Below are 23,668 nucleotides of genomic sequence, written 5' to 3'. Positions count from 1 at the left end.
GGTGGAAGGCAACGCCCCCGGAGGGCGGCCGACCGCCGAAGAGAGGTTCCCGAATGCCCGCGCCCAGCCCGGAGACGACGAAGCCGACCGAAAGCCCGGTCGCCCGGCCGGGTGTGGACGACCTGGACACCGCCCTCGACATCTTCCTGGGCCAGCGGACACGGCTGTTCCGCATCGCCTACCAGATTCTCCGTGACGTGCAGGCAGCCGAGGACGTGATGCAGGAGGTGTGGCTGCGCTGGCAGCTCACCCACCGCATGGAGGTCAACAATCCGGCCGCTTTTCTGATCACGGCCACGACCCGCTTGGCGATCAACGTCGTCCAGTCCGCGCGGCACCGTCACGAAACACCGGCCGAGCCACAGTTGGCCGACCTGGGCGACCAGGCCGCCGAGGATCCCGTGCTGTGTGCCGAGCGCACCGTGGCGGTCGAGGCGGCCCTGGCCTTGCTGATGGCGAGACTGACCCCGGACCGGCTGGCCGCCTATGTGCTGCGGAAGGGCTTCGACTACGCCTACGCCGATCTGGCGGGGTTGCTGGGGATCAGCGTCCAGAACGCACGAGTGGTGGTCCACCGGGCGCAGGCCCGCCTCGAGGGCGTCCGCGAACGGCCGATTACCGCTGAGGCGCACCGTCGTCTCGTGGCCGCGTTCCGGACCGCGGCCGGCACCGGCGACCTGAAAGACCTGATCCGGTTGCTCGTCCCCGACAGCCACGTGCACGGCCTCCCGTCGCAGGCCTCCGGATCGCCTCGTCCCGGGTCACCGATCGCCCGGCACGCTGCGTGAGAGGGGGACGAGTCCTACACGGCGCGTCGGCCGGGTGAGCGTGCGGGGTGCCGTCGACCCCGCTGGTGGCCGGCGGCATCGGTAGGTCCCCTCAGCGGTGCTTCCATGACCGCGAACAATGTTCGACATGTACCGAACGTCCGGTACGATGGTCGGCATGACGGACCACTCGTCCCCTGCCGACAGCGAGATCGCCCTGCCGCGCCTGCTCGGAGTGCTGAGCGACCCGACTCGGCTGGGGATCGTGCGTATCCTGTCCGACGGTGCCGAGCGCGGATGGGGCCAATTCAACGCGCCCGTCGCCAAGTCCACTCTCAGTCATCATCTGAAGATGCTGCGCGAGGCGGGTGTCACGCAGACCCGTCAAGAGGGTACGCGCTGCTATGTGAAGCTGCGGCGTGACGCCCTGGAGGCCCGTTTCCCCGGCCTCTTGCGTGCACTGCTGTCCGCCGCCGTCGGCGACAACATTGGGGAGCATGTCACCGAGCGTGACGAACCGGCGTAACGACGCCACTGTCGGCGCGCCGCGCTCAACGAGCTGTGCACCCAGGGGCGGGTAGCCCCTTGCCGTACGCATTGCGGCGCCCGCTGCTGCCGGACCCGGCGCCTGGCGCGCTGGACGTTGTGTGTGGCGGCATTCATGCGCCGTGTGCCACGGTGCCGAACGATCGCGTCGTTCGGTGTCAAGCATGCTCCAGTCTCTGTCGCGTGTGACACACCACGAGTCCATCGCCCGGCGAATGTCCTTCCTGACCTGGGTGGACCGCCGCGGTACCCACGACTGTGGTCGTTACCCCGCCATGTGCCATTTGACGAGCACACAATGCTTTTCCATAGTGTTCTATGTACAACGAACATCGAACAAGGAGGGCTTCATGCCTGCCGACCCCCTCGACCGAAACCTCTCCGGCCATGTCGCGATCGTCACCGGCGCCGGATCCGGCATCGGCCGGGCCACGGCCATCGCATTCGCCGAGGCCGGCGCCCACGTACTGGGCGTGGGGCGACGTGAGGCGCCGCTGAACGAGACGGCCGCGGCCCATGACAACATCGACGTCCTGGCGATCGACATTTGCGGCGAAGGAGCACCTGCCAAGGTTGTCAGTACCGCCGTGGGACGCTGGGGCCGCCTCGACCACCTCATCAACAACGCCGGCGCGACGGCGGTCATGCCACTGGCGGAGACCAACAAGCAAACGATCGTCGATCTGCTCGCACTCAACGTCGTCGCTCCGAGCCTGCTGGCCCACGAGGCCCTGCCTCACCTACGGCGGACTTCCGGCTCGATCATCAACCTCTCCAGTACCTACGGCCATCGCCCCATGGCGGGTGGCGCGCACTACTCGGCCACCAAGGCGGCCGTCGAGCAGATGACGCGGAGCTGGGCCCTCGAACTCGCCGGCGAAGGTGTCCGGGTCAACTCGGTCGCTCCCGGCCCCACCCGGACCGACGTCATGCTGCACGCCGGCCTGACGCCGGAGGCCGCCGAGGACATGTACGCCTACGAGCGCGACCGTATCCCCACACACCACATCGCGAGCGCTGATGAGGTGGCCTACTGGATCCTTCGTATGGCCGATCCCGCCGGACGTCATGCGACCGGTCAGGTGATCACCGTCGACGGCGGGCTGGAACTCATCTGATTCCCCTGCCCCGGCCCGCCGCTGACGATCTCCAGGCTCTCGCGGGGGCCGGGGAGCTCCGCGCGGGAATCCGTGAGTCGTCCGCGCCGGGCCTGATCCGGCGACTGCCGGGGCGGGGTGCACACGGAGGCTGGTCGGCGGCGGCATCCCGCTCCCTGCGTCTGACCGCCTGCGCCCGGCGCCGAGAGACGCCGAGCCGGTGCCCGGCGAGCCCTCGACCGTGGTGGCGCCGTCGGCTGAGCGCCGACCTGATGCAGGCCGGCGTGGCCGTCCGGGCCGACTTCACCCTGCACGGCCGCACCCCCTGGGCGTCGTTCCGGGCGTTGCCGCAGCGCTGACTGTGCAGGGATCACCTCGTACCGTCGACCGGCCGTCCCGGTGTCGTACCCGATGGCGCGTGGCCCGGGCACTTCGTCATCCTCTCCTCACCGCGTTCCGCCCGTGCCCGCTCGCGGGTGTCGTGGCGTACCGGCCTACCCGCCGCGGGGCGCCCGCAGTCTCGGCCGGCTGGACGCCGTCAGTGCCGACGCGGGCCCGGGCGTCGCCCCGGCCACCCTGTCGGCGACGGGCGCCCGGGGCCGCCCGACCGGTCCGCCTCCTGAACCGCGGGGTCCCGGCGACACACGGCACTGCGGCGAGGACGCGGACGGGCGTCAGCGCGCGGAGACGACCGTCACGGTCTTGACCGGGCCGGCGCCACGCAGGGTGAGATCGAACAACAGGTCTCCCTTCCCAGGACGCAAGCCAGCCGTGTGACCAGGGGCGATCTCCCGCTCCGGGCCTTGCCGACGCTCGCCGGGACGCGGGCCGTGGATGACGGTGACGTACACGGTCGACGGGCCGGTGTTGCGTATCTGCACCTGTGTGGTCCTCGAACAGTGCCACGGCTCGTCGGGCGCCGGGCACACGTAACGCAGGTCACCGAAACCGTACGTGCCGCAGGACAGCTCCTGGTCGACGGGGAGGACGGAACGGCACGTACGCCCGGCGCCGACACGATTGACACCCTTGTCGGCGTCGTCGTGCGGGAGTGAGATGCCGAGGACGACCAGGGTCAGGACGGCACAGACCGGCCACGTGGCAGCCGATGTGCGTCCGGGGCGCCTGCGAGCGGCCGGCATCGTGCGGTGACGTAATGCGTTCACTGGAGTCCTCGACACGGTCCGGCGGCTTCCCACCATCGACCAACACTATGGTGACAGGGTTCTCCCACCATGACCGGGCGTCGGGTGAATCCGTGACACGGACGCGCCTACCACGTCTTCGACCTGTGTGCGGCGGCACTGCTGCGCACCGCGGGCGGGACGGCTCAGGCCGGGAAGCCGAACAGGCGGTACTCGGTAAGCGTCGTGAAGCCGAAACGCCGGTACAGCGGTTCCCCCGCCGGGCTCGCCACGAGCGCGGCGGAGCGCATCTCCCTCTCCTGCGCCGTCCGGAGCGCGGCGACCGTCAACGCCGCACCGATGCCCCGTCGGCGGTGCGCCTCGGCAACGTGCACCAGGAAGATCCCGGCCACCCCGTGAGCGTTGATCACCACCGTCGACCCGACCACCCGGCCGTCCAGTACCGCGGCCAGCCGGACGATGTCCGCGTTGTCCTCGCGTTGCGACTCGATGCGTACCATCTCCGCTTCCAGGCCGGGCGCGATACCCATCGACGTCCGGTACGTCCGGACCAGCTCCTCCAGTCGTTCGGCGTCCCGCACCGTCTCCACCCGCAGGTTGCCGCGTGCACCGTCGTGACCGGTCGCGTCGAACGTCTCGACCGGGTGGCCGAGCGGCCTCGCCAGCACCGGCAGGACGGCGAGCTCCTGTCCGCCGTGGCGCCGCAGGGCCTCGGCGGTGTCCTCGGGGCTGTCGGGCCCGACCCACCACCACCAGGGAAGATCCGCCAGGCCCCTGCGAACGGCCGCCACGGCCGGCCCCACCCCGGACGTGGACCGCAGGCGCACCACACCGTTGAACTGCGGGGTGGCGAGCCCGCTGCGGAACTGATCGACCTCGGGCCCCGGGTGGCTCTCCGCGTCCCATCCCATCAGGTACTGGCGGAAGTTGGCGAACACCGACGCCGTCGGTCCGGAGTCGCGGGCAGTCTCCCGGGTTTGCGTCCGGTCACCGTGTCGTGTGTCGATCGCCCTTGCTGCATGCATCATGAACACGGCCTTCTTGTTTCGCGGGTTCTGACGGGGGGCTCGGTGAGTGTAGTGCCGTACGGGTCAGCTTCCCGTCGGGGGGCAGAACGAGGCGCTGCCGGGGTTCTCGCTCTGGCCGGCGCGGATTCTGCGGCCGTCGACAATGATCATTTCGCAGGCGAGCAGATGGTTGACGGTGGCGCCGTCGAGCTGGCCTGGCCGTTTGTCGGTCGGGGTGGTTCAGAGAGCGCCGAACGCCTCGCGGGCCTTGCGCACGCCCTCGCCGATGGCTCGTGCGGTGTTGCGGGTCGGGACGCCGCCAGAAGCCATCGATCGCCCCCGCGTGCGGCGGGCACGTCGGCAACCGGGGCCCGACGGAGAGGTCCGGATCACACCATCTAAATACGAATCTAAGATGAAACAATGTTAAGGTGATTCTCGTGAGGCTGACCAGATACACGGATCTCGCACTCCGGGCAGTGATGCGGCTGGCCGTCCTGGACGGCGACCAGTTGGTCACCACGCGGCGGATCGCCGAGTCCATGAACGTGCCGTACACGCACATGGCCAAAGCCGTGGCGGAGTTGCGGCACCTCGGGGTGGTCGAGGCGCGGCGCGGACGCCACGGCGGACTGTCGCTGACCGCCGCGGGCCGGGACACCGGTGTCGGCGAACTGATCAGAACACTGGAGAACGACCGAGAGGTCGTCGTGTGCGAGGGCGACACCCCATGCCCCCTCTCCGGCGCATGTCGTCTGCGTAACGCGCTGCGGCAGGCACAGATGGCCTTCTACGCCTCGCTCGACGCCGTGACCGTGGCGGACCTGGTGAAGTCGCCGGCCGGGCCCGTGCTGCTCACCCTCGGCGCCGCACCCGTCGGCTGACCAAGCGAGGCGCCTCCTCTGCCCGCAGGGCTCCCGGCAGGGGCCCGCAGAGGACCGGGAGCGACCTTGAATATGCATCTCATATACCAATATTCGGAACATCGAACACAGGAGTGTGTCTGATGCTGTCTGCGCAGTCGGTCCCTGTCGTCCGGGCGACACTCCCCGCCGTGGGAGCCTCCCTCACCACGATCACCGATCGCTTCTATCAGCGGCTGTTCGAAGAACGCCCCGAGCTGCTGCTCAACCTGTTCAACCGGACGAACCAGGTCAACGGAGTGCAGCGGGAGGCACTGGCCGGAGCGGTCGCCGCCTTCGCCACCCTCCTGGTCGAACGGCCCGACGAACGTCCGGACGCCGTCCTGTCCCGCATCGCCAACAAGCACGTCTCCCTCGGCATCACCGCGGGCAGCTACCCGCTGGTCGGCCGTCACCTGCTGGCCGCCGTCGCGGAGGTGCTGGGCGACGCCGTCACGCCCGAGGTGGCCGCCGCCTGGGACGAGGTGTACTGGCTGATGGCCAATGCGCTGATCGCAGCCGAAGCCCGCCTCTACGCCGCCGCCGGCGTCGCGGACGGTGACGTCTGGCGCCAGATGGTCGTCACCGAGCGCCACGAGCAGTCCCCCGACGCCGTCTCGCTGGTCCTGGGCCCCGCCGACGGCGGGCCCGTCCGGCCCTTCAAGCCAGGGCAGTACGTCAGCGTCCGGGTGGAACTGCCCGACGGCGCACGTCAGATCCGGCAGTACAGCCTCTCCACCGCTCCCGGCCGCGGCGCTTGGCGGATCACCGTCAAGCGCGAACGCTCCGCCGAGGGGACCGTCCCGGACGGAGAGGTCTCCTCCTGGCTGCACGCGAACGCGAAGGAGGGGTACGTTCTCGACGTGTCGCTGCCCGCCGGCGACCTGACCCTGCCCGACGCCCGCACGCCGCTCCTGCTCGCCTCCGCCGGCATCGGCATCACCCCCATGCTCTCGATGCTGGACCACCTCGGCCGGACCGACGCCGCGCGCCGCGTCACGGTTATCCACGCCGACCGCAGCCCGCATCACCACATACACCGCGCCGAGCAGGCACACCTGGTCGACCGGATGCCCGGCGCCGACCTGCACGTGTGGTACGAGAACGACACACACCACGCGGCGGGCCCCCAGGTCTACGGCGGGCGCGTCGCCCTGGACGAGCTGAACCTCACCGATGACACCACCGCCTACCTCTGCGGTCCCCTGCCCTTCATGCGCGCGGTGCGGGGCCAGCTCCTGGCCAAGGGCCTGCACCCGTCCGCCATCCACTACGAGGTCTTCGGCCCCGACCTCTGGCTCGGCAAGTAGGCCTCATAGGGTCGGCGCCGCCCCCGTTGTCTTCTTCGCGGTCGTGCAAGAGGGCCGCCGTCCTGCGGGCCCGGCATGACAGACCTCCTCCACCGTTGAGCTGGGGGTGGTGTCACCGGGTCCGGGGTGCCCTCGAAGACGCTGCTCAGAGGGCCGGGCTACGCAGGCACCTCTTGCAGTACCCACTCGTTTCCGTCCGGGTCGTCGAACGTGGCGTACGAGCGGTATTCGAGCCGCTGGGGATGAGGGCCGCTGCGCCGCGTCTCGCCGGTGCAACGGTGGAACATGTCGCAGGTGTCGTGGAAGATCTCACCCGTCTTGACCCCCCGCTCACGAAGGTACAAGGACGCCTTTTCGATGTCGGTCACGACGAGATGGAGTCCCCGGACCGTGCCGGGCAGGGCCGTTGTCACCCTGGTTCCGAAGAGGATCGAGCACGGAGATCCGGGAGGCGTCATGTGTACCACTCGATATGATTCGTCGCTGATGTGGTCTCCGTCCAGGCGGAACCCCACCGCTTGATAGAAGGCCTTGGCGCGATCGACATCGGAGACCGGGAGGACGACCAGCTCCAGCCTGAACCCCACGAGTGGCTCGCCACCTTCGGCGACGACCGCAGCCGTTTGAGCGGGCGCAGGGCTCTCCGCCTCCTGAATCTGCACCCGATAGGTGTAGAGCTCGGGGCTGCGCCCGTGTGAGGTGACTGTCCAACCGCCCACCACACGCCAGGCTGCATCACGTCCCTGCAGAGGCTCCCCGTCCGGTGCGGAGGCTGAACGCAGCTCGGCCTCCAGTTCTTGGTGCCGCTCGTGCGGTACGTGCAGTTCCAGGGCGAAGTGGCGCGAGGGGCGGCCACCGGCAACGGGGCCGAAGGGCGGCAGCTCCACGGCCGGAACCTCGCGGAGCGCATTGAGCAAAGTGACGTGCAACGTCGTCATGACCACATCTCTTCCTGAAGTCTCTGCTCAGCATGACCGGATGAGACATACGTCCGTGACAGGCCGGACGGGCTCCAAGCGAGAGGACCGCCGGCCCCCGGGCCCGGCATGACTGTTGCCCCTGTCGAACGGATGACCTTCTGCATGGCGCGGACACCACCGCGGTCAAGGCCGGCAAGCTCAACTTCAGTCGTCGACAGGCAGCTTCCCAGCAGCGAGCCGAAAAGGACGCAACGGCGATTTGTGCGGGCGAGGTCATGGCACCGGCCGGGGCACGGAGGCGAGGCGTGGCAGCGTCCAGGTCAGTGCCCTCGGCCCCGTGCCCGAGGCGACGTGCTGGTCTCCGGCAGCGTCGGTGAGGTCGACCCGGTACGTCTCCGGCCGGCCGGCCTCCTCCCAGCGGGCGTGGAGGTCTTCGAGGTCGGCCCACACATCGCGCGGTCCGTGGACGCGAACGGTCCCGTCGGCGGGGCCGGCCACGGCCCAGGAGTCGTCCTCGGGGGCGACGATCGTCATCGTCCGGGCCTGGAAGTCCCGCACCAGGCCCGGCGCGAGGTAGGCGGCGGCGAGCCAGAAGCCGTAGGCGTCGTCGGGCGGCGGGGCGAGCGGCGTGGGCCGCGCAGTGCCGGGGTCGGCCTTGATCCGCGCGCGGTGGTCCAGGGCGGACAGCCACCGGTATCCCAGCATCGGCCGGTAGCCCCGCGGCCGGCCCCGCAGCACGGCCTCGTCCCGGCCCCGGTGCGAGCGGGTGACGAGGAGCTGTCCGGGCCAGCTCGGCGTCCGGGTCGCGAGCGTCGTCAGCAACCGTCCGCCGGGCGCCAGCCGCTCCACCCACGCGGGCGGGACACACGGCACGCCGATGCCGGAGTGGATCCGGTCGTACGACGCCCGGGCCTCGAGCCCGTCGAGCGCGTCGCCCTCGGCCATCGTCGCGCCCACGCCGAGCCGGTCGAGGTTGCGCCGCGCGAAGGCCGCCATGTGCGCGTCCCGCTCCACGCCGGTGGCGAGCCCGGGGCCGGTGATGGTGGCGGCGAGCGCGAGGCAGACGCCGGGACCGGTCCCGAGCTCCAGGTAGCGCAGACCCGGCGCGAGCCCCAGGACCTGGAGTGCCTCGACCGTGGCGGGCGTGTACGAGGACATCGAGGTCATGTGACCGCCGGTCACCGGCCCGCGGGCGAGCGAGTCGAGGGGTTCACCGTCGCGCTGGAGCAGGATCGACTCGTCACCGTGGATCAGGGCGAGCCACTCCTCGCGGTCCTCGGGGTGGGAGCCGTCGAGGAGGCGCCAGTCGACCGGATCGGCGCCCGGGTCGCTGACCCGCACGTACGCGTGCGGGAGCAGGACCTCACGGCGCACGCGGAGCAGGGCGGCACGGAGGCGGGGGTCGGTGAGGACCCCCGCGGAGACGAGGCGGCCGACCAGGGCGGTACGCAGGCCGCTCGTGTCGGTGGCCTGGGGATCAAGGCGCATGAGGACCGCCTTGCGTGTGACCATGGACGGCGGCGGCGCCGTTCGGCACGGTCGGGCTTCCCCTGTCCGGCGGGGGAGGGGCCGCGGTCGGTGCGTTCTCGGCCGCGTGCCGGTGAACGAGGTCTCGGGTCCTGGGGGGTCGGGCTGATGTCAACGTGCCCCCTTCTGGGAAGTCGTGCCGGTGTCGTCGGGTTCAACGACGCCGACGCGCTTTCGAACACCTGCTCTTTCGGTCGTCGTGCGGAGCCCGGAATCGAGCGGATCGGTGAAGGTGCGCAGTGCACCGACCCTTGGTACGCAAGGAAGCGTCGATACGACAGGGTTGGCCGAAACGCCGACGTACGGCAATGGCGGCAACGCGTTCGATCCGAAGCCGGCTGGACCGGTGCCTCAGACCAGCTCGGGTCGCGGGTCCGGCCGTGGTGCCGGCGCGGCTTTCGGTTCCCAGAGTTCGGTGATGCGTACGTAACGGTGGATCACTGACGCCATCGCCAGAATGAGGAGCGGCCCGAACAGCCAAGGGCGTCCGGCCATCTCCGTCGGCAGATACCGGTAGGACACCAGGAGCACGGCGAAGACCGCCGTCCCGTAAGCGACCAGCCGGACGCCTGAGCGGTCCCAGCCGCGGTCCAGCGAGCGCAGGGCCACCTCGATCGTGAGCGCGAACACCACGCCGGCGATGAGGTCCGTGCCGTAGTGGTAGCCGAAGCCCAGCGTGGCGCCGAGCGTGGCGACCAGCCAGAACGTGCCCGCGTACCGCAGGGTCCGCGGGCCCTTGCGGGTGTGGATGAAGATCGCGGTGGCCCACGCCGTGTGCAGGCTGGGCATGCAGTTACGAGGGGTGATCTCGTCGTAGGACATCGGGTGCGGGGCGGTGACGGGCGGTGGCGTGTGGGGCCACAGGTCGGCCACCGCCCAGTGCACGCCGCCGGTTCCGGAGGCGCCCGGGCCGTAGGCGAAGACGGGTCCGACCACCGGGAAGAGCATGTAGATGCCCGGCCCGAGGAGGCCGATCACCAGAAAGGTGCGCACCAGATGGTGGCGCGGGAAGCGGCCTTCGACCCCGACGCCGCGCAGCTGGTACAGCGCGACGACGACCGCGGCCACCGCGAGCTGGGCGTAGACGAGACCGAGAACGTGTGTGCCGATCGGGTCGGTGGCCTGGAGTATCCGGCCCAGCAGCCACGAGGGATTGCCCAGCGCTTGATCGGCGGTCGCCACGTACTGATCGAGCACGACCGGGCGGGTCTTCGCCGTGATGAGCAGCCAGATGTCACCCGTCTTACGGCCGACTGCCAGCAGCAGGCCCAGCCCGACGCCCTTCAGCAGCAGGACACGTTCCGGGCCGCTGCGGCGCGTGACGGCGATGACCGCGTAGCCCAACATCACCCACAACGCGCCGTTGCCGAAGAGATGACCGTCGGCCACCTTGGCGTCGACCGCCCGACGCACCAGTACGAAGACGACGTCGATGCCGATCGCGGCGCCGGCCGCGATGAACCGTTGCCGCCAGGTGAGCACCACCATCGTCAGGGCCAGACCGGCGTACAGCGGCCCCGGCTTGGGCGCGAATATCGTCTCTTTCGCCTGTTCGGTCAACGGCCCCGGTATGCCGGCGCGGCGACGCGCGAAGATCTCCAGGGCGATGAGGAAACCGAGTGCCGCCACACCAACCGTGGCCCACAGTATCGCGCGTGGTTGACGCCACGCGGCGGGTGTCGTTATCCCGTTTATTCGGGGAAACTTCCGCGATGTTCTAGTTGTCAACTGTCTGGCCGATGCGGTGGGTAGTTATACAGGGTCACTTTTCGCGCTGGGTGGCATGGATTCAGGTGTCGGCAGGAGGGGCAGTCGGCGCGAGTTCGAACATGCTATCGGAGCGGCGGCCGGATGTTCATGGCGCGTCTTGATCCTGTTCAGCGCGGTGATGGTACGAAGCGGGTCCCTGATGAGTAATTCGCTGGGAATGATCCTTGTTTCGGGCGGCGGGTCCATCGTGGCGACAGCGGCCCCGGTGCGATGGGCAGGCGGTCACCCGTCAGGTGCCGACCGCCTGCCCATCGCTTCAGTGCCGCTCCGGCTTCCCGTCGGCGGGCGGTGTGGCCGGCCGGTGGCCCGCGTCGGGAGCCGCGGAGGCGTCCTGGCGGGTGATGGTCTCTCCGCGGATCACGCGCGGTTGCGCCGTCGGCCGTCCGTCGTTCGCCGCCTTGGCCTCGGCCTTGAGGATGCGTGCCGACTTGCCCGCCGAACGGGCCAGTTCGGGCAGCTTCTTGGCAGCCAGGACGGCTATGACGACGATCAGGATGATCGCGAGTTCGCTCAGTCCGAACACGGAGGGGCCGCCCGTCAGACGTTGACGCCGAAATCGGCGGCGATGCCGGCGAGCCCTGAGGCGTATCCCTGGCCGACGGCACGGAACTTCCACTCGGCACCGTTCCGGTACAGCTCGCCGAAGACCATCGCCGTCTCGGTGGAGGCGTCCTCGGAGAGGTCGTAGCGGGCGATCTCCGCGCCGTCGGCCTGGTTGACGATGCGGATGAAGGCGTTGCGGACCTGGCCGAAGCTCTGACCGCGGCTCTCGGCATCGTGGATCGACACGGGGAAGAGGATCTTGTCGACCTCGGCGGGTACGGCGGCGAGGTTCACCTTGACGGTCTCGTCGTCGCCCTCGCCCTCGCCCGTCAGGTTGTCGCCGGTGTGCTCGACCGACCCGTCGGGGCTGGTCAGGTTGTTGTAGAAGACGAAGTGCCGGTCGGAGAGCACCTTGCCGGACGCGTCGAGCAGCAGGGCCGAAGCGTCCAGGTCGTAGTCGGCACCGGTGGTGGTCCGCACGTCCCAGCCCAGTCCGACCAGGACGGCGGTCAGACCCGGCGCCTCCTTGCTGAGCGAGACGTTGCCACCCTTGGACAGGGAAACTCCCACTGCTCTCCTCCTCGGTGAGACGATGACGTTCCCGATTGAATCTACAGGACTGTAGAAGGAGCGGGGGCGGTCGGGAGTGCTTCTGACGCACGGCTCCCGACGTCCACGGCGGAGGAACGGAGACAGGTGTGCCGGGGCAGTGACGTGCCCCGGCGCCGGGGGCGGGGTGCGCAGTGAGAAGGCCGCCGCCCGACTGCTCGGGGCCGGTCCGCTGCGCGGGGTGCCCGTGTCACGAGTCCTCGACGGCCCACCGCCTGGCGAGCGGATCCGTCACACCCGGGGTCGTCCCCGGTCGGCACCCCCACAGGCTCCGTCACACCCGACGCTCACACCGGCCTGCCGGAGGCCGTCGGTCTTCGATGACGGCTCGGCACAACGGACCGCCGTCGCCACCTCGCAGGGAGCACCGAACGGCCGGGCTGCACGTGCCGCCGGTGTGGGGTCCGTGGTGAAACCGCAGACTGCCTGTGAACATCGCGGTCCGCTTCTGTGCCCTTCACCACAGCGTTGTCGCAAAGAGATGAAGCCGGGCTACCGCGATATGGCCGGTCGGAGACCTGAATGCTGGCCTGACAGCCCCCCGCAGGGCGTTGAGCAGCCTCGATGCTGTGGCCCGGAACCCGCGCAGGGACGGCTCTATGATCGCCAATGAACTGTTCGCTTCGCGCCCGTCCCGCTGCCGCAGGTGATTCTTGGCGACCGCGAACGCAAGCAGCCGAGCGGACCGTCTGGCGGTAACGCATGTGAGAAAGGTGAACTCAATGGCTCTCAGGTTGCTCCAGCGTCGGCGTTCCCGCGGCGCGGCCGGTGCCGTGCCGAGCCTCTCGGTCCCGCTGCCGCCCGATGCCGGGGCGTTCGGCTTCGTGGTCGTGGATCCCACGGGGCAGCCCATGGGCGGAGCCGAGGTCACGGTGACCGCGCTCGACAGCCACCGGGTGGCCGCGCGGGGCACCACGGACCCCCACGGCTACTTCATGGCGACGCTGTCACCGGGCTCCTACAGCGTGCTGACCGTGGCCGAGGGTCTGTCGCCCGCCCGCGAGGAGCTGGACATCGCCGCCGGGGTGGCGCTGCCCCAGAGGCGCGTCGCGCTCGAGCCCGCGCGACAGCTGGAACTCCCCACGGCGGGGACCTGGCTGTTCGACCCTCCGCACACCGCGATCCGGTTCATCGCCAAGCACGTGGGCATGGCCCATGTACATGGGCGGTTCACCCGTTTCGAGGGCGGCATCCGTATCGCACCGAATATGGCGGACTCACACGTTTCGGTGCGCATCGACGCCTCCAGCATCTCCACGGGCAACAACACGCGCGACAACCACCTTCGTTCCGCCGACTTCCTGGACGTCGAACGCTTCCCGTACATCGACTTCACCAGCACCCGGTTCGCCTACCGCGGCGGCTCCAAGTGGACCCTGCACGGCACGCTCACCATGCACGGCACCAGCCGCTCCGTCGGACTCGACACGACCTACCTCGGGACGGTCAACGGAGGCTACGAGCAGGAACTGCGCTGCGCGGCTCTCGCAAAGGCGGAGCTGCACCGCGAGGACTTCACACTCAACTGGCGCTCCATGCTGGCCCGCGGCATCGCCGTCGTCGGTCCGACCGTCCAACTGGAGCTGGACGTACAGGCGATGTACCACACCCACGACACCCCCACGCCGCCGAAGTAGCGCCTCACGGGGGGCACGCGAGACGCGGACCGCGGCCCGGCAGACGCCTCCGAGCCGTTCGCGGTGTGCCGATACGGCCCGCCCGGCAGCGCCCCCCCACAACATGCTGTTCCTGTGGAGCTTTGCAGTGGACCGCATGGAAACCAGACGAGACCGCCCATCCGGCCGGGCAGTGCCGGCGAAGCCGTGATAGCACGGAGCGGTCTGATGGAAAGGGCTCACGCATATGGGAATCTTCAGTCGCCGCCAGAGCGCTGTCATCGACCCGACGACGCCTGCCGGGCCGGGCGCCCCGGACACGGCGGCCGCACCCCGGAGTGTCGCGCTCGATCCGGCGTTCCAGGCGCTGACCGGGCTGTGGGCCATCGACCACGCCCACAGCCGCATCGGGTTCTCCGTCAGGCACGCCATGGTGACCACGGTCCGGGGGGCCTTCACCGACTACGACAGCACGTTGTACTTCGACGGAGGCCGGCCCTCCGAGTCGCGGGCCGAGCTCGTCATCCGGGTCGCCAGCGTCGACACGGGCGTGGAGCAGAGGGACGCGCACATCATCGGGCCGGACTTCTTCGACGCGCGTCGCTACCCGGACATGACCTTCCGCTCCACCTCCACCAGCCACGAGGGCGGGGGGACGTTCCGCATGACCGGGGACCTGACCATCCGCGACGTCACCCGGCCCGTCCACCTGCAACTCGACTACCTCGGGTCGGTCCTGGATCCGTTCGGCTACGAGCGAGCCGGCTTCGACGGCACCACCACCATCGACCGCACCGAATGGGGTCTGGCCTACAACCAGCGCCTCAAGACGGGCGGCGCCATGGTCAGCGAGAAGGTCCGACTGCAGTTCGACATCTCCGCGATCCGGTCCGTGTCGTAGAGAGGCGTGGGTGTGCCGGTCGGCCCGTCGTAGGCCGACTCGTACGACGAGTGGTCCGGCGGCCGGACCTCCGGCGCCCGCCCTCCTCACGCGCGGCCGGCCGGTCATGCGGGCCCTGCGCACGGTACCGCGGGCACGCTGACCTGTTCGCGGTAGCCGTCGTGTCGGCGTCGCAGCCGCGGTCCGCGTAGAGCGTGCGCGCTCCGCGCCGGGGCCGACCCTCGTTGCGCCGCGCGTACCGCGCCGAACGGGACTCCTCGGGATACCCGCGCCGCCACAGCCGCGCCGGCGGACGCGCCGGCGACGCGGTCCGGGTGAGTCACGTCGACACCACCGTCAGCTGCGCGCTGACCTCCCTGGCCGGCGAACCGAGCCCCACCGACGAGCAGGCTCGGGAAGGCCTGAGGCCGACCTCGACGCGCTGTCATAGGCCCTGCTCACCGCCCCGCAGGGCGGCAGCCTCCTGAGCCGGACCCTGCGGCAGCCAGCCCTGCGAATGCCAGCCCCTGCGCACCGCGGAACCGATGCGGGCCTCGATGAACGCCCCCTCGCCTACGTCCGCTCCTTCACCGCCTGACACCCGCACCGCTCGCGTCAGGTGCCGGCATGGGGCGGCGCGGCCGACGGCGAAGCATTATCACGCGTATACCCGCCAGGCCGACCGGATTCGGTGCATCGCAGACGCCACGGACAGATGCCGCTTATCCTCGACAGATGCCGGCCGATCCTGTCCGGACCAGGCAGTAGCCCCCTCACCCGCGACAGCTCACCGAAGGCGCCATGCCATCCCACCCCGGGGCCCGTCCCCGTCACCTGCCATCCGAACAGACCGCCGCCGCAGAGGACGTCAGCATCGTCACGCTGCACGGCGCCATCGACCACCACAACGTCGACGACCTCAGCGACACCCTCCTCTTCCCCCGCGGTGCGGCCACGGCCCGCACCGTGATCAACCTCAGCGCCGTCACCTTCATCGACTCCAGCGGCATCAACGCCTTCATCACCGCCCACCACGCCGCACAGCGCGCCGGAGGCTGGCTGCGTCTGGCCGGCCCCGTCGAACCGGTCCTGCGCATCATCGAGTTGGTCGGCCTGCACGAGATCATGGGCTGCTACCCCAGCACCTGCCGTGCACTTGCCGCCTGACGGCAAGCGGACTGCCTCGGCCCGTACCGGCCACGTCGATGGCGGCGCCGTCTCGGCCGCGGGCGCGCCGTGCCGGGGAACACCCGCACGTCCCGCGCCGGCCCCAAGGGGACACCGGCACACCACTCCGCTGCCGATCGGCCGGCCGCCCTCCGCGGCAGGAGTTCAGGTCGTCCTCATTTCCGATGCCTGGCGTGGCGCGGCCGGGGGCGGGTGCCGCGGGTGAAGGCGCAGGCCAGGCCGAGGCATTGCAGGGCGGCGCAGACGGTGATCGTCGTGTGCAGGGCGGCGGGGTCGATGAGGGCCATGAGGATGCCGGCGACGGGGTAGGGCGCGAGCAGGATCAGCACGGTGACGGACAGCGTGCTGCCGAACACCTCGGCGGGGATGAGGTGGGAGCGAAGAGTGCGCAGTACGACGGCCAGCACGCTGTCACCTGCCATGAAGAGGGCGATCAGGGCCAGGTACGTCAGGTACGAGCCCGTGTGCGCGATCAGGAAGCACGGCACCACGGTCACGAGGGCGGCGCAGCGGCCCACCCCCTGCAGCCCCCACCGGTCGATCGCGACGCGGCCGGCGGCGACCGCGAGCAGCGAGGCCGCGGCCGCGCAGGACCACACCACCCCGACCAGGGCGCTGGACCGGCCGAGTCGCTGCACCACGATGACCGGGGTCGCCGCCTCCAGCAGGCCGAGCGCCAGGTTGGACAGTGCGAGCCCCACCACCAGCCAGGTGAGCGCCGGCAGCGCACGCAGGGTCGCCCAGCCGGTGCGCCATCCCCTGGCGGCCGGTACGGCCGCTTCCCCTGCCTGCGCGGACGGCCGGTGCATGGCAGGGGTGATGGCGGCCGACACCACCGACAAGCCACTGATGGCCGTGAGCATGCCGCTGAACCCGGCCCACTGAAGGAGGAGACCGCCTGCCGCGGGGCCGGCCAGGGCCGCTGCCTGGTCGATGCCCAGCAGCACGGACTGGAGGCGGTGCGCGGTGTCGCCGGCGTCCCGGCTGGCGACGGCGCCGACACTCTCGGCCGCGATGAAGCTGAACTGGGTGAGGCAGCCCGCGCACGCCGCCAGGAGCATGACCAGCCCCGGGGTGGTGGCGTCGTCCGCCGTCGCCAGGGCGGGCACGGCGAGAGCGGTGACGAGCGCACGCGCCGTGGCGGCCAGCCGGAAGACCCGGGTGGGCCCGAAACGGTCGACGGCCAGGCCGGCCAGGGCGAACGTGCACAGCCGCGGAGCCCAGGCCATGACGAAGGCGATCCCGGTCAGCGACGACGATTTGGTCGCGCCCAGTACCAGCAGGGGAATGCCGTAGGTGGCCATGGAGGAGGCGAGGGCATCCGCGAGGCGCGGCAGATAGACACCGCGAACCCGACCGTGGGTCACGGTGCGGGCGTGCCGGGGTCCGGCGGACCGGACTTTCGTGGGTATCAAAAGCACGTGTTGTTTCTGTGAACCGTGGCGGCGGTCAGAGGAGCGACCCGGGCGAGAAGAGGCGCAAGTTCCCACAAGGCAGGTAGGTCTGAGTGCACTCCGTTCCTGCGAGAGCGAGGTCGATGGCGGGCACGGGGCGCAGGGGCGGAGTTCGCACTCGGACGAGTGGAGGCAGGCGCCCGTGGCCGGACAGTCCGCAACGGGCGAGCGGAGCTGTCACCTACCATCAGCGTGATCACCGCACCGGATGTTACGCCGGGTAAACCCAGGTCGCGCCAGTGAGTCGGGGCGGTTACGGGTGCGGCACGGGTGGTGGGGGAGCAGGGCGGGCATTCCAGGCGCCGTGCGTGCTGTACAGAGCGGCCCCGGCACGTGGCGGAGCAGGGGAGGAGGTGCCCCACATGCGCCCAGGACGGGATTCACCGGACGGAGGCGTCGACGCGGACGTAGGGAACCGGAACCTAGCCCACGGGCAGCGACGAGTCGGGCCCGGTGGGCGGCCACGGCCCGTCAGATGTCCTGCGCACGCCGTCGCTTGAGCGTCGGGCCGCCCCAGAGGCCGGCTCGGCCGGCGCCGTCTTTGCACACCAGCCAGGCCGCACGGACGACTTCGCCGGCCGGGGACCGGTCGGCGGTCAGTCGGTGAGGGCTTGGCCGAGGGTTTCGCGGCAGTCGATGACGGCGTCGACGCCGATGAGGGTGAGGGTGCGCATCACGGATGCGCCGACAGCGGCCAGGCGCAGCCAGCCGCCGGCCTCGCCGAGGGCCTGGTGGGCGGCGATGAGGATGTTGATGCCGCTGGAGTCCATGAAGGTGACCTGGCGCATGTCGACGACGACGCGGGGGCGGGGAGTGCCGGAGGCGTCCAGGGCATGGCGCAGGGTGTCGCCGGTGTGGTGGTCGATTTCCCCGGCCAGGGCCAGCACGCGGATGCCGTCGGTGACGGTGGTCCCGACCGACAGCTGCCCGGTCTGTCCGGCGTGTTCGGTACCCGTCATCTCTGCCTCAGACATGCCGGTGATCCTGACACACTCCGGCCCTCGGCGCAGCGCCGCCCGGCGTGGTAGGGGCGATACCGGCGTGTGGCCGATCCAACAGGAAGAGGACGGTGTGATCCCGATAGGCCGGGGTAAACGGGCGGAGACACGAACGGGGAGCGAATGGCAGCCGTGATGGAAACAGACCCGGTGGCGGCAGGCGGTACGGCACCGGACAGGCCGGTCATACAGACCAGCGTGGCCCTGGTCGGAGACGGATCGGACATCGCGCACGCCCGTCACCTGGCCGCCCGCTTCCTCACTCGGGTTCAGGCCGGGCACGGCCTGCCCGTCTCGGAGCGTGCCATGCACCTCACCCAGTTGGTGGTGAGTGAACTGGTCACCAACGCCCACAAGTACGCCCCCGGGCCGGTGCTGCTGGACCTGCGCGTCACCGGTGACACGGTGGAGGTCGCCGTGTGGGACTCCGACCCGACCCTTCCGATCGCACGGGCCGCGGACGTCGGCCGGGTCGGCCAGCACGGCCTGGAGATCGTCATGGCCGTCGCCCAGGGGTTCGAGGCGCAGCGCGAGCCGGTCGGCAAGCGCATCACCGCCCGCATCGCCCTGGCCGACGACCCGACCGGCACCGTCTCCGGACGCCGGCCTCTGTAGAGCGACGTGGTGTGCGCGGAGGCGTTCCGCAGTACCGTGCGTCCGTCGGCGGTCCGGCCCGGCACGGTCGGGACAGCGGTGGCCTGGTCGACCGCGCGGGCGCGTCATCCCTGTGACGGATGTGACGGAGCAGCGGCAGGCGAGGCAAGACCACGGCCGACGCGGACGTGGTGCAAGAGGCGTGACCGCGTCTCGTCCGCCGTCCCGTACGGCATCGAGTACCCGATGACGGCCTCGGCGCGGTAACCGTCTCGGCGCGGTAACCGTGCGGCCCCGGCGCCTGGCTCGCCCGTCACACGGGGTGGCCCGCGTAGGCCGCGGTGCGACGGCCCCGGCTCGCCGCCAGCACGTCGGGAAGCGGCAGGGACAGCACCTGGGCCAGCTCCGTGAGTTCTTCCGGTGTCGGGCGGATCGGCCCTGCGGCTCCGTCTTCGACGAACGCCTTGATCCGCGGGATGCGGATTCCGGCCGCATACGCGAGCGCCTCGCAACTCAGGCACTCCCGGCGCATCGCATCCGCGAGCAGCTCGGCCAGGTCCATCGGAAACCTCCTCTTGCCAGGTGGCCGCAGGGACGCACGGGTTCGTATACCCCGGGTGGCGTGGCGTGAACGAACAAGGCACCGGACGCCAGCGGGGCCTCCTGCGGTCTCCGGGCGTCCGGCGAGCCGGTCCACCGCGAGCACGCATGTGCGGGGCCGGCCCGCCCCGTGGGACGGTCCTGCGGCCACCTCTCACCTGGCGACAGTCTCCTCCAGCCGGTTGACGCTGACGCGGCGCGCCACGGTCACAGCCACCCGTTGCGGCGGAAGGCCCGGTACAGCAGTCCGGCGCCGAGGGCCATCACGGCGAGCGCGCACGGGTAGCCGTAGCGCCAGTCGAGTTCGGGCATGTGGGCGAAGTTCATGCCGTAGATCCCGGCGACCATGGTGGGAACGGCGAAGATGGCCGCCCAGGCGCTGATGCGACGCATGTCGTCGTTCTGCCAGGTGCTCACCTTCGCGAGGTGGGCGTCCAGGACGGAGGCGAGCAGGTCGTCCATCGCCCGGACTTCGGTGTCGGTGCGGGTGAGGTGGTCGGCGACATCACGGAAGTACGGCACGACCCGCCGTGGCCAGTCGCCCCCCGCCGTGGTGAAGGGCTGCATGACAGGGACGAGCGGCTGGACGGCGTCGCGGAACTCCACCACCTCGCGTTTGAGCGAGTAGATCTGTTCCGTGAGGTCGTCCCGTGCGGGTGAGAAGACGCACCGCTCCAGTTCCGTCAGGTCCGTGCGTACCTGGGCGGCGGCCTCGGCGTACGCGTCGACGATCACATCGGTCACCGCGTGCAGGACACCGACCGGTCCGAGCCGTGCCATGTCCGGCTGCTGTGCGAGGCGGCGCGCGGCCTCCACGGTGGGATCGTTCTCCCCGTGCCGCACGGTCAGCGCGAAGGACGGTCCGAGGAAGATCATCACTTCGCCGGTTTCCACGTCCGCGGTCCGCTCGACGAACCACAAGGTCTTCACCGCAACGGCCAGCACGTCGCCGTAGCGTTCCTGCTTCGGCCGCTGGTGGGCCTGGACCGCGTCCTCGATGGCCAGTGGATGCAGCTCGAGGTGCTCGCCCAGCCGCTGCAGCTCCTCCTGGCCCGGATCGTGCACGCGGATCCAGGCGAACTCGTCCGGCTTCAAGCCCGCGAGACGGTCCAGGGTGGCCTCGCACCCGGCGTCCGCCTGTCGGCAGTCGATCTGCTCGTACTCACCCGTCCGCTCCTGGTAAATCACGCACTCCATGCCCTTTCGGATGCTTCGGCCGGCCCGATTTATGTGCTCGGAAGTGCGAGACCCGCTCCCGTGAGCCCTCCGCACACCAGACCTTCACAAGAGGCGGCTGGTGATCGGACACCTGGTGGCACCCGCCCAGGTGCCGTCGGCCCCGGGGACCGGAGGGACCTGTCGCCGTGATGGCCGTTGCTGCGCCGCCGCTGCCTGTGGCGGGCGTGTCGCTGTACGGGACGGACCGCGTCGAGGATCGGGGGCGCCCCCGACAACGGCGGCCGCCTCACCCTGGCCCAGCGCCCGTCATTCCCCTTTCCCGCGCGCGACCCGGTCGCCCCGGCGCTCCCGGCCCTCGTCACGGGCACCCTGCAAGGTGCCGGACTTCTCGGCGCCGGGCAGGGCTTGTCCGGTCTTGCCGCGGGCGCCGGACTGCGTGAGTTCCGCGAGTCCGGCGGATTTCCCCGGCCTCGCTTCCAGGTCGAGGCGGTTGCACGCCTCGGCGAAGCGGAGGTAGGTGTCGACGCTGGCCACGACGACCCGTACCTCGATCTTGAGTATCTCGATCCCGAGAAGGGAGACGCGCACGTACGCGTCGATCACCAGCCCGCGGTCGAGAATGAGTTCCAGCACGTCGTAGAGGCCGCTGGAACCGCCCCCGCCGCCCTGTGCCGCGACGGTCATCACGACCAACCCCTTGTCCGTCTGTCACTTCGCGGTCCCGACGACGCCGTCCCTCGCCGCGACGCAGGCTTACCTGTCCGGGTAGCCGCCACCACCTGCGAGCAAACGTGCGTACGAGCGGGGCGAGCCCCGCGGCACGCTGATCGTCTCGGGATGCGATCAGTCCGCACAGCCATGCCCTGAACTCGCCGGGCCGGGGTACTCCCGGGCCCGGAGGACGGGCGGACCCGTACGGTCCGGCCCGCAGGAACGCAGAGGAACGGGAGGTGACCGCCGTGTCGAGCACGCAGCCGCATCACGCCGGGTCCGGCCTGAGCGGGGACCGCTTGGACCAGGAGCCGGTGGGCGAGCTGGTGCAGCGGGCCTCGCAGCAGCTGACCGAGCTGGTGAGAGGCGAACTGCGCCTGGCGCAGGCGGAGATGAAGGCGAAGGGCAGGCGCTACGGCAAGGGTGGCGGTCTGTTCGGCGGGGCCGGCGTGGTCGGCTTCCTGATGGCGCAGGCGCTGGTCGCCACCGTGATCGCCGCGCTGGCCGTGGCGCTGCCGGTGTGGGCAGCCGGGCTGATCGTCACAGCGGTGCTGGGTGTGATCGCCGCGGCGCTGGCCATGAGTGGGAAGAAGCAGGTCGACCAGGCCGCGCCGCCCGTGCCCGAGCAGACGGTCGAGAACGTGAAGGCCGACGTGGCCGAGATCAAGGAGAGTGCGCACCGATGACCCAGCCGCCGCACGACGAGCCCACCGCCACCAGCCCCGAGGAACTGCGCGAGCAGGTCGAACAGACCCGCGCCGAGCTCGGGGAGACGGTCGAGGCGCTCGCAGCGAAGACCGACGTGAAGGCCCGCGCCCAGGAGAAGGCCGCCGAGGTCAAGGAACAGGCGGTCCTCAAGGCCGACGAGTTGAAGGAGCAGGCCGTCCTCAAGGCCGGGGAACTGAAGGCGAAGGCCGCAGGCCTGGCCCACCAGGCACAGGACCGGCTGCCCGATCCGGTCAGGGACAAGGCCGCCCAGGCCGCCGAGCAGGCCCGCGCCAAGGCCGCCCAGGCCGGTCGGCTGTGGGAGGAGAAGGCACCCGAGCCGGTGCGGGAGAAGACCGCCCAGGGGGCGCGGCTGGCGCGGGACAACCGCAAGGTGCTGCTGGCGGCAGCGGGTGCGGCCGTCGGGGTGTGGCTGGCCTGCCGCCGCCGGAAGGGCTGAGCCGGTGAAGGCGTCGAAGATCGCCCACAGGCGGGTCGATCCCGCTCCCGGCGTCGTCGGCGGCACGGCCGCGGGAGCGCTGTTCAGGCAGACGTGACGATGCTGGGCCGCCACGGGGGCGCCCCGGGACGCCACCGGCGAGGACCGCTCCCGACGCGAGGTGCACCTCGCCGCCAGGTTCCAGGGTGCGGTCTTCGCCGGAGCCGGAGCGGCCGCCGGCCGCGCCGGCGCCGCCCACCGCACTGTGGAACGTGGTCCGGCTGACGTGCACGAAGAGGTGGGAGGGCTGGTAGGCAACGAACACCGGCCCTCCTCCACCGACGCTCATGGAAGCGGGAGCGGCAGCAGGCCTCCGGCCAGCGATGGGGGCGACCAGGCGCGGATCGAGCACTGCCGGCGTCGAGGGGCTCCTGGCACGCCACGCCGAAGCCGGAGGTAGTTGACGATGGTGGATCCGACGGTACTGCCGAGCTATACCGCGGTGATCCTGCTCTTTCTCGCTCCGCCCGGGCCCGATATGGCCTACATGCTCGCAGTGGGCCTTGAAGGTGGTCGCCTGTCCGCGCTGAGGGCCATCCTCGGTATAGGAACAGGTATGAGTGTCTACGCCGCCGCCGTCGTTGCCGGGATGGGGGAAATAGCCCAATCGCACCCACCGGTGCTTGATGCGGTGAGAATACTGGGTGCAGCCTATCTGTTGTGGCTGGCGTACGTGACGATGCGCAGCGCGCGGCGTGCGATCGACGGGCACGGCGATGTCACGGCAGGCAGGTGGTACCTGCGCGGCATGTTGGTCAGCCTGACGAACCCGAAAATAATCCTCTTTTACCTCGCGGTGCTCCCGCAGTTCACGGGAAATGCGGAGAACGCGGAGTTACAGATGGCGGTTCTCGGTGCAGTCAACGTCCTGATGGAGGTGATTCTCTACGGCTGCATCGGAGTGTTGTCCGGATTCTTTCACGCACGACTCACCGGCTCGGCAAAAGCGACGGCCGTACTGAACTACATCGCGTGTGTCGTTTACGTGGTGCTGGCGGCGGTGATCGTTTTCGAGATTCTGCTGGCCTGAGCCCGGCGTCCGCCGGACGCCCGCGTCGACCCGGAAGCGCTGTCATCGCCGCATCGCTGGATAAGGTCGGC

At 70.3% G+C, this 23,668-nt stretch carries 24 protein-coding genes; 12 read left to right on the top strand and 12 right to left on the bottom strand.

What is annotated here, in order from left to right:
- Positions 1 to 113 precede the first annotated feature (113 nt).
- The 3 genes from LG395_RS30850 to LG395_RS30840 all read left to right on the top strand — a co-directional run bounded on the left by LG395_RS30850 (position 114) and on the right by LG395_RS30840 (position 2,431).
- On the top strand, positions 114 to 788 hold the full coding sequence (locus tag LG395_RS30850; RefSeq protein ID WP_225811952.1) for a sigma factor: 675 nt from the start codon (positions 114 to 116) through the stop codon (positions 786 to 788).
- Positions 789 to 945: 157 nt separating this feature from the next.
- Entirely contained in the window at positions 946 to 1,293 is a 348-nt protein-coding gene (locus LG395_RS30845; protein WP_225811951.1) for an ArsR/SmtB family transcription factor, read from the top strand.
- Between the two features lie 370 nt (positions 1,294 to 1,663).
- Positions 1,664 to 2,431 carry an SDR family NAD(P)-dependent oxidoreductase gene (locus LG395_RS30840; protein ID WP_225811950.1) on the top strand — a complete coding sequence of 256 codons (768 nt, stop codon included), beginning with the start codon at positions 1,664 to 1,666 and terminating at the stop codon, positions 2,429 to 2,431.
- Positions 2,432 to 3,084: 653 nt separating this feature from the next.
- Here the strand turns inward: LG395_RS30840 and LG395_RS30835 are convergent.
- On the bottom strand, positions 3,085 to 3,612 hold the full coding sequence (locus tag LG395_RS30835; RefSeq protein ID WP_225811949.1) for a hypothetical protein: 528 nt from the start codon (positions 3,610 to 3,612) through the stop codon (positions 3,085 to 3,087).
- 128 nt (positions 3,613 to 3,740) lie between these two features.
- Positions 3,741 to 4,583 carry a GNAT family N-acetyltransferase gene (locus tag LG395_RS30830; protein ID WP_225811948.1) on the bottom strand — a complete coding sequence of 281 codons (843 nt, stop codon included), beginning with the start codon at positions 4,581 to 4,583 and terminating at the stop codon, positions 3,741 to 3,743.
- 419 nt (positions 4,584 to 5,002) lie between these two features.
- On the opposite strand from LG395_RS30830, the gene LG395_RS30825 reads away from it, so the two are divergent.
- Together LG395_RS30825 and LG395_RS30820 are read left to right on the top strand one after the other, a co-directional pair.
- Positions 5,003 to 5,446, top strand: a complete 444-nt coding sequence (locus LG395_RS30825) for an RrF2 family transcriptional regulator (protein ID WP_225811947.1) — start codon at positions 5,003 to 5,005, stop codon at positions 5,444 to 5,446.
- Between the two features lie 122 nt (positions 5,447 to 5,568).
- Entirely contained in the window at positions 5,569 to 6,774 is a 1,206-nt protein-coding gene (locus tag LG395_RS30820) for a globin domain-containing protein (RefSeq protein WP_225811946.1), read from the top strand.
- Positions 6,775 to 6,932: 158 nt separating this feature from the next.
- Here the strand turns inward: LG395_RS30820 and LG395_RS30815 are convergent, their stop codons facing one another.
- The 5 genes from LG395_RS30815 to LG395_RS30795 all read right to left on the bottom strand — a co-directional run bounded on the left by LG395_RS30815 (position 6,933) and on the right by LG395_RS30795 (position 12,104).
- Positions 6,933 to 7,361, bottom strand: coding sequence for a VOC family protein (locus LG395_RS30815; RefSeq protein WP_225812079.1), 429 nt, complete (start codon positions 7,359 to 7,361; stop codon positions 6,933 to 6,935).
- A gap of 606 nt (positions 7,362 to 7,967) precedes the next feature.
- Positions 7,968 to 9,182, bottom strand: coding sequence for a methyltransferase domain-containing protein (locus LG395_RS30810; RefSeq protein ID WP_225811945.1), 1,215 nt, complete (start codon positions 9,180 to 9,182; stop codon positions 7,968 to 7,970).
- A gap of 390 nt (positions 9,183 to 9,572) precedes the next feature.
- The gene (locus tag LG395_RS30805) at positions 9,573 to 10,907 is read right to left on the bottom strand and encodes a phosphatase PAP2 family protein (RefSeq protein WP_372463491.1); all 1,335 of its coding nucleotides are present in this window, start codon (positions 10,905 to 10,907) and stop codon (positions 9,573 to 9,575) included.
- Between the two features lie 340 nt (positions 10,908 to 11,247).
- Positions 11,248 to 11,514 carry a twin-arginine translocase TatA/TatE family subunit gene (locus LG395_RS30800; RefSeq protein ID WP_225811944.1) on the bottom strand — a complete coding sequence of 89 codons (267 nt, stop codon included), beginning with the start codon at positions 11,512 to 11,514 and terminating at the stop codon, positions 11,248 to 11,250.
- A gap of 14 nt (positions 11,515 to 11,528) precedes the next feature.
- Positions 11,529 to 12,104, bottom strand: coding sequence for a TerD family protein (locus LG395_RS30795; protein WP_225811943.1), 576 nt, complete (start codon positions 12,102 to 12,104; stop codon positions 11,529 to 11,531).
- 761 nt (positions 12,105 to 12,865) lie between these two features.
- Here LG395_RS30795 and LG395_RS30790 point away from each other — a divergent pair.
- From LG395_RS30790 to LG395_RS30780, 3 genes are all read left to right on the top strand, one after another.
- Positions 12,866 to 13,780 (top strand): YceI family protein, encoded by a 915-nt coding sequence (locus tag LG395_RS30790; protein ID WP_225811942.1) that lies wholly within the window; start codon positions 12,866 to 12,868, stop codon positions 13,778 to 13,780.
- 226 nt (positions 13,781 to 14,006) lie between these two features.
- Positions 14,007 to 14,660, top strand: coding sequence for a YceI family protein (locus tag LG395_RS30785; RefSeq protein ID WP_225811941.1), 654 nt, complete (start codon positions 14,007 to 14,009; stop codon positions 14,658 to 14,660).
- A 780-nt stretch (positions 14,661 to 15,440) separates the two neighbouring features.
- Complete coding sequence (locus tag LG395_RS30780; protein WP_225811940.1) at positions 15,441 to 15,806, top strand: STAS domain-containing protein; 366 nt, start codon at positions 15,441 to 15,443, stop codon at positions 15,804 to 15,806.
- A gap of 176 nt (positions 15,807 to 15,982) precedes the next feature.
- Here the strand turns inward: LG395_RS30780 and LG395_RS30775 are convergent, their stop codons facing one another.
- Positions 15,983 to 17,194, bottom strand: a complete 1,212-nt coding sequence (locus LG395_RS30775; RefSeq protein ID WP_225811939.1) for an MFS transporter — start codon at positions 17,192 to 17,194, stop codon at positions 15,983 to 15,985.
- A gap of 683 nt (positions 17,195 to 17,877) precedes the next feature.
- A complete protein-coding gene (locus tag LG395_RS30770) occupies positions 17,878 to 18,255 on the bottom strand; it encodes an STAS domain-containing protein (RefSeq protein WP_225811938.1) in 378 nt (125 codons plus the stop codon).
- Positions 18,256 to 18,414: 159 nt separating this feature from the next.
- On the opposite strand from LG395_RS30770, the gene LG395_RS30765 reads away from it, so the two are divergent.
- Positions 18,415 to 18,894: an ATP-binding protein gene (locus LG395_RS30765; protein WP_225811937.1), complete on the top strand. Its 480-nt coding sequence runs from the start codon at positions 18,415 to 18,417 to the stop codon at positions 18,892 to 18,894.
- Positions 18,895 to 19,186: 292 nt separating this feature from the next.
- Here the strand turns inward: LG395_RS30765 and LG395_RS30760 are convergent, their stop codons facing one another.
- The 3 genes from LG395_RS30760 to gvpJ form a co-directional block, all read right to left on the bottom strand.
- On the bottom strand, positions 19,187 to 19,435 hold the full coding sequence (locus LG395_RS30760; protein WP_225811936.1) for an XRE family transcriptional regulator: 249 nt from the start codon (positions 19,433 to 19,435) through the stop codon (positions 19,187 to 19,189).
- 245 nt (positions 19,436 to 19,680) lie between these two features.
- Positions 19,681 to 20,670: a magnesium and cobalt transport protein CorA gene (locus tag LG395_RS30755; protein ID WP_225811935.1), complete on the bottom strand. Its 990-nt coding sequence runs from the start codon at positions 20,668 to 20,670 to the stop codon at positions 19,681 to 19,683.
- A 288-nt stretch (positions 20,671 to 20,958) separates the two neighbouring features.
- The gene (gene gvpJ, locus LG395_RS30750) at positions 20,959 to 21,345 is read right to left on the bottom strand and encodes a gas vesicle protein GvpJ (protein ID WP_372463489.1); all 387 of its coding nucleotides are present in this window, start codon (positions 21,343 to 21,345) and stop codon (positions 20,959 to 20,961) included.
- Between the two features lie 332 nt (positions 21,346 to 21,677).
- Between gvpJ and LG395_RS30745 the strand changes: the two genes are divergently transcribed.
- The 3 genes from LG395_RS30745 (at position 21,678) to LG395_RS30735 (ending at position 23,597) form a co-directional block, all read left to right on the top strand.
- Positions 21,678 to 22,049, top strand: coding sequence for a phage holin family protein (locus tag LG395_RS30745; protein ID WP_225812077.1), 372 nt, complete (start codon positions 21,678 to 21,680; stop codon positions 22,047 to 22,049).
- Positions 22,046 to 22,528, top strand: a complete 483-nt coding sequence (locus tag LG395_RS30740) for a DUF3618 domain-containing protein (RefSeq protein WP_225811933.1) — start codon at positions 22,046 to 22,048, stop codon at positions 22,526 to 22,528. The genes LG395_RS30745 and LG395_RS30740 overlap by 4 nt, the downstream gene beginning before the upstream one ends.
- A 445-nt stretch (positions 22,529 to 22,973) precedes the next feature.
- On the top strand, positions 22,974 to 23,597 hold the full coding sequence (locus LG395_RS30735) for a LysE family translocator (protein WP_225811932.1): 624 nt from the start codon (positions 22,974 to 22,976) through the stop codon (positions 23,595 to 23,597).
- Positions 23,598 to 23,668 lie beyond the last annotated feature (71 nt).

This window comes from Streptomyces spinosus (assembly GCF_020400655.1).
Classification (GTDB): Bacteria; Actinomycetota; Actinomycetes; order Streptomycetales; family Streptomycetaceae; genus Streptomyces; species Streptomyces argyrophylli.
This window is presented reverse-complemented; position numbering and strand designations above follow the sequence as displayed.

What these genes read in the sequence shown, in the direction of transcription:
- LG395_RS30845 (WP_225811951.1), top strand. Translation starts at nt 946, where the DNA reads ATGACGGACCACTCGTCCCCTGCCGACAGCGAGATCGCCCTGCCGCGC.
- LG395_RS30840 (WP_225811950.1), top strand. Translation starts at nt 1,664, where the DNA reads ATGCCTGCCGACCCCCTCGACCGAAACCTCTCCGGCCATGTCGCGATC.
- LG395_RS30835 (WP_225811949.1), bottom strand. Translation starts at nt 3,612, where the DNA reads ATGGTGGGAAGCCGCCGGACCGTGTCGAGGACTCCAGTGAACGCATTA.
- LG395_RS30830 (WP_225811948.1), bottom strand. Translation starts at nt 4,583, where the DNA reads ATGATGCATGCAGCAAGGGCGATCGACACACGACACGGTGACCGGACG.
- LG395_RS30820 (WP_225811946.1), top strand. Translation starts at nt 5,569, where the DNA reads ATGCTGTCTGCGCAGTCGGTCCCTGTCGTCCGGGCGACACTCCCCGCC.
- LG395_RS30810 (WP_225811945.1), bottom strand. Translation starts at nt 9,182, where the DNA reads ATGCGCCTTGATCCCCAGGCCACCGACACGAGCGGCCTGCGTACCGCC.
- LG395_RS30790 (WP_225811942.1), top strand. Translation starts at nt 12,866, where the DNA reads ATGGCTCTCAGGTTGCTCCAGCGTCGGCGTTCCCGCGGCGCGGCCGGT.
- LG395_RS30785 (WP_225811941.1), top strand. Translation starts at nt 14,007, where the DNA reads ATGGGAATCTTCAGTCGCCGCCAGAGCGCTGTCATCGACCCGACGACG.
- LG395_RS30780 (WP_225811940.1), top strand. Translation starts at nt 15,441, where the DNA reads ATGCCATCCCACCCCGGGGCCCGTCCCCGTCACCTGCCATCCGAACAG.
- LG395_RS30770 (WP_225811938.1), bottom strand. Translation starts at nt 18,255, where the DNA reads ATGTCTGAGGCAGAGATGACGGGTACCGAACACGCCGGACAGACCGGG.
- LG395_RS30765 (WP_225811937.1), top strand. Translation starts at nt 18,415, where the DNA reads ATGGAAACAGACCCGGTGGCGGCAGGCGGTACGGCACCGGACAGGCCG.
- LG395_RS30760 (WP_225811936.1), bottom strand. Translation starts at nt 19,435, where the DNA reads ATGGACCTGGCCGAGCTGCTCGCGGATGCGATGCGCCGGGAGTGCCTG.
- LG395_RS30755 (WP_225811935.1), bottom strand. Translation starts at nt 20,670, where the DNA reads ATGGAGTGCGTGATTTACCAGGAGCGGACGGGTGAGTACGAGCAGATC.
- LG395_RS30740 (WP_225811933.1), top strand. Translation starts at nt 22,046, where the DNA reads ATGACCCAGCCGCCGCACGACGAGCCCACCGCCACCAGCCCCGAGGAA.
- LG395_RS30735 (WP_225811932.1), top strand. Translation starts at nt 22,974, where the DNA reads ATGGTGGATCCGACGGTACTGCCGAGCTATACCGCGGTGATCCTGCTC.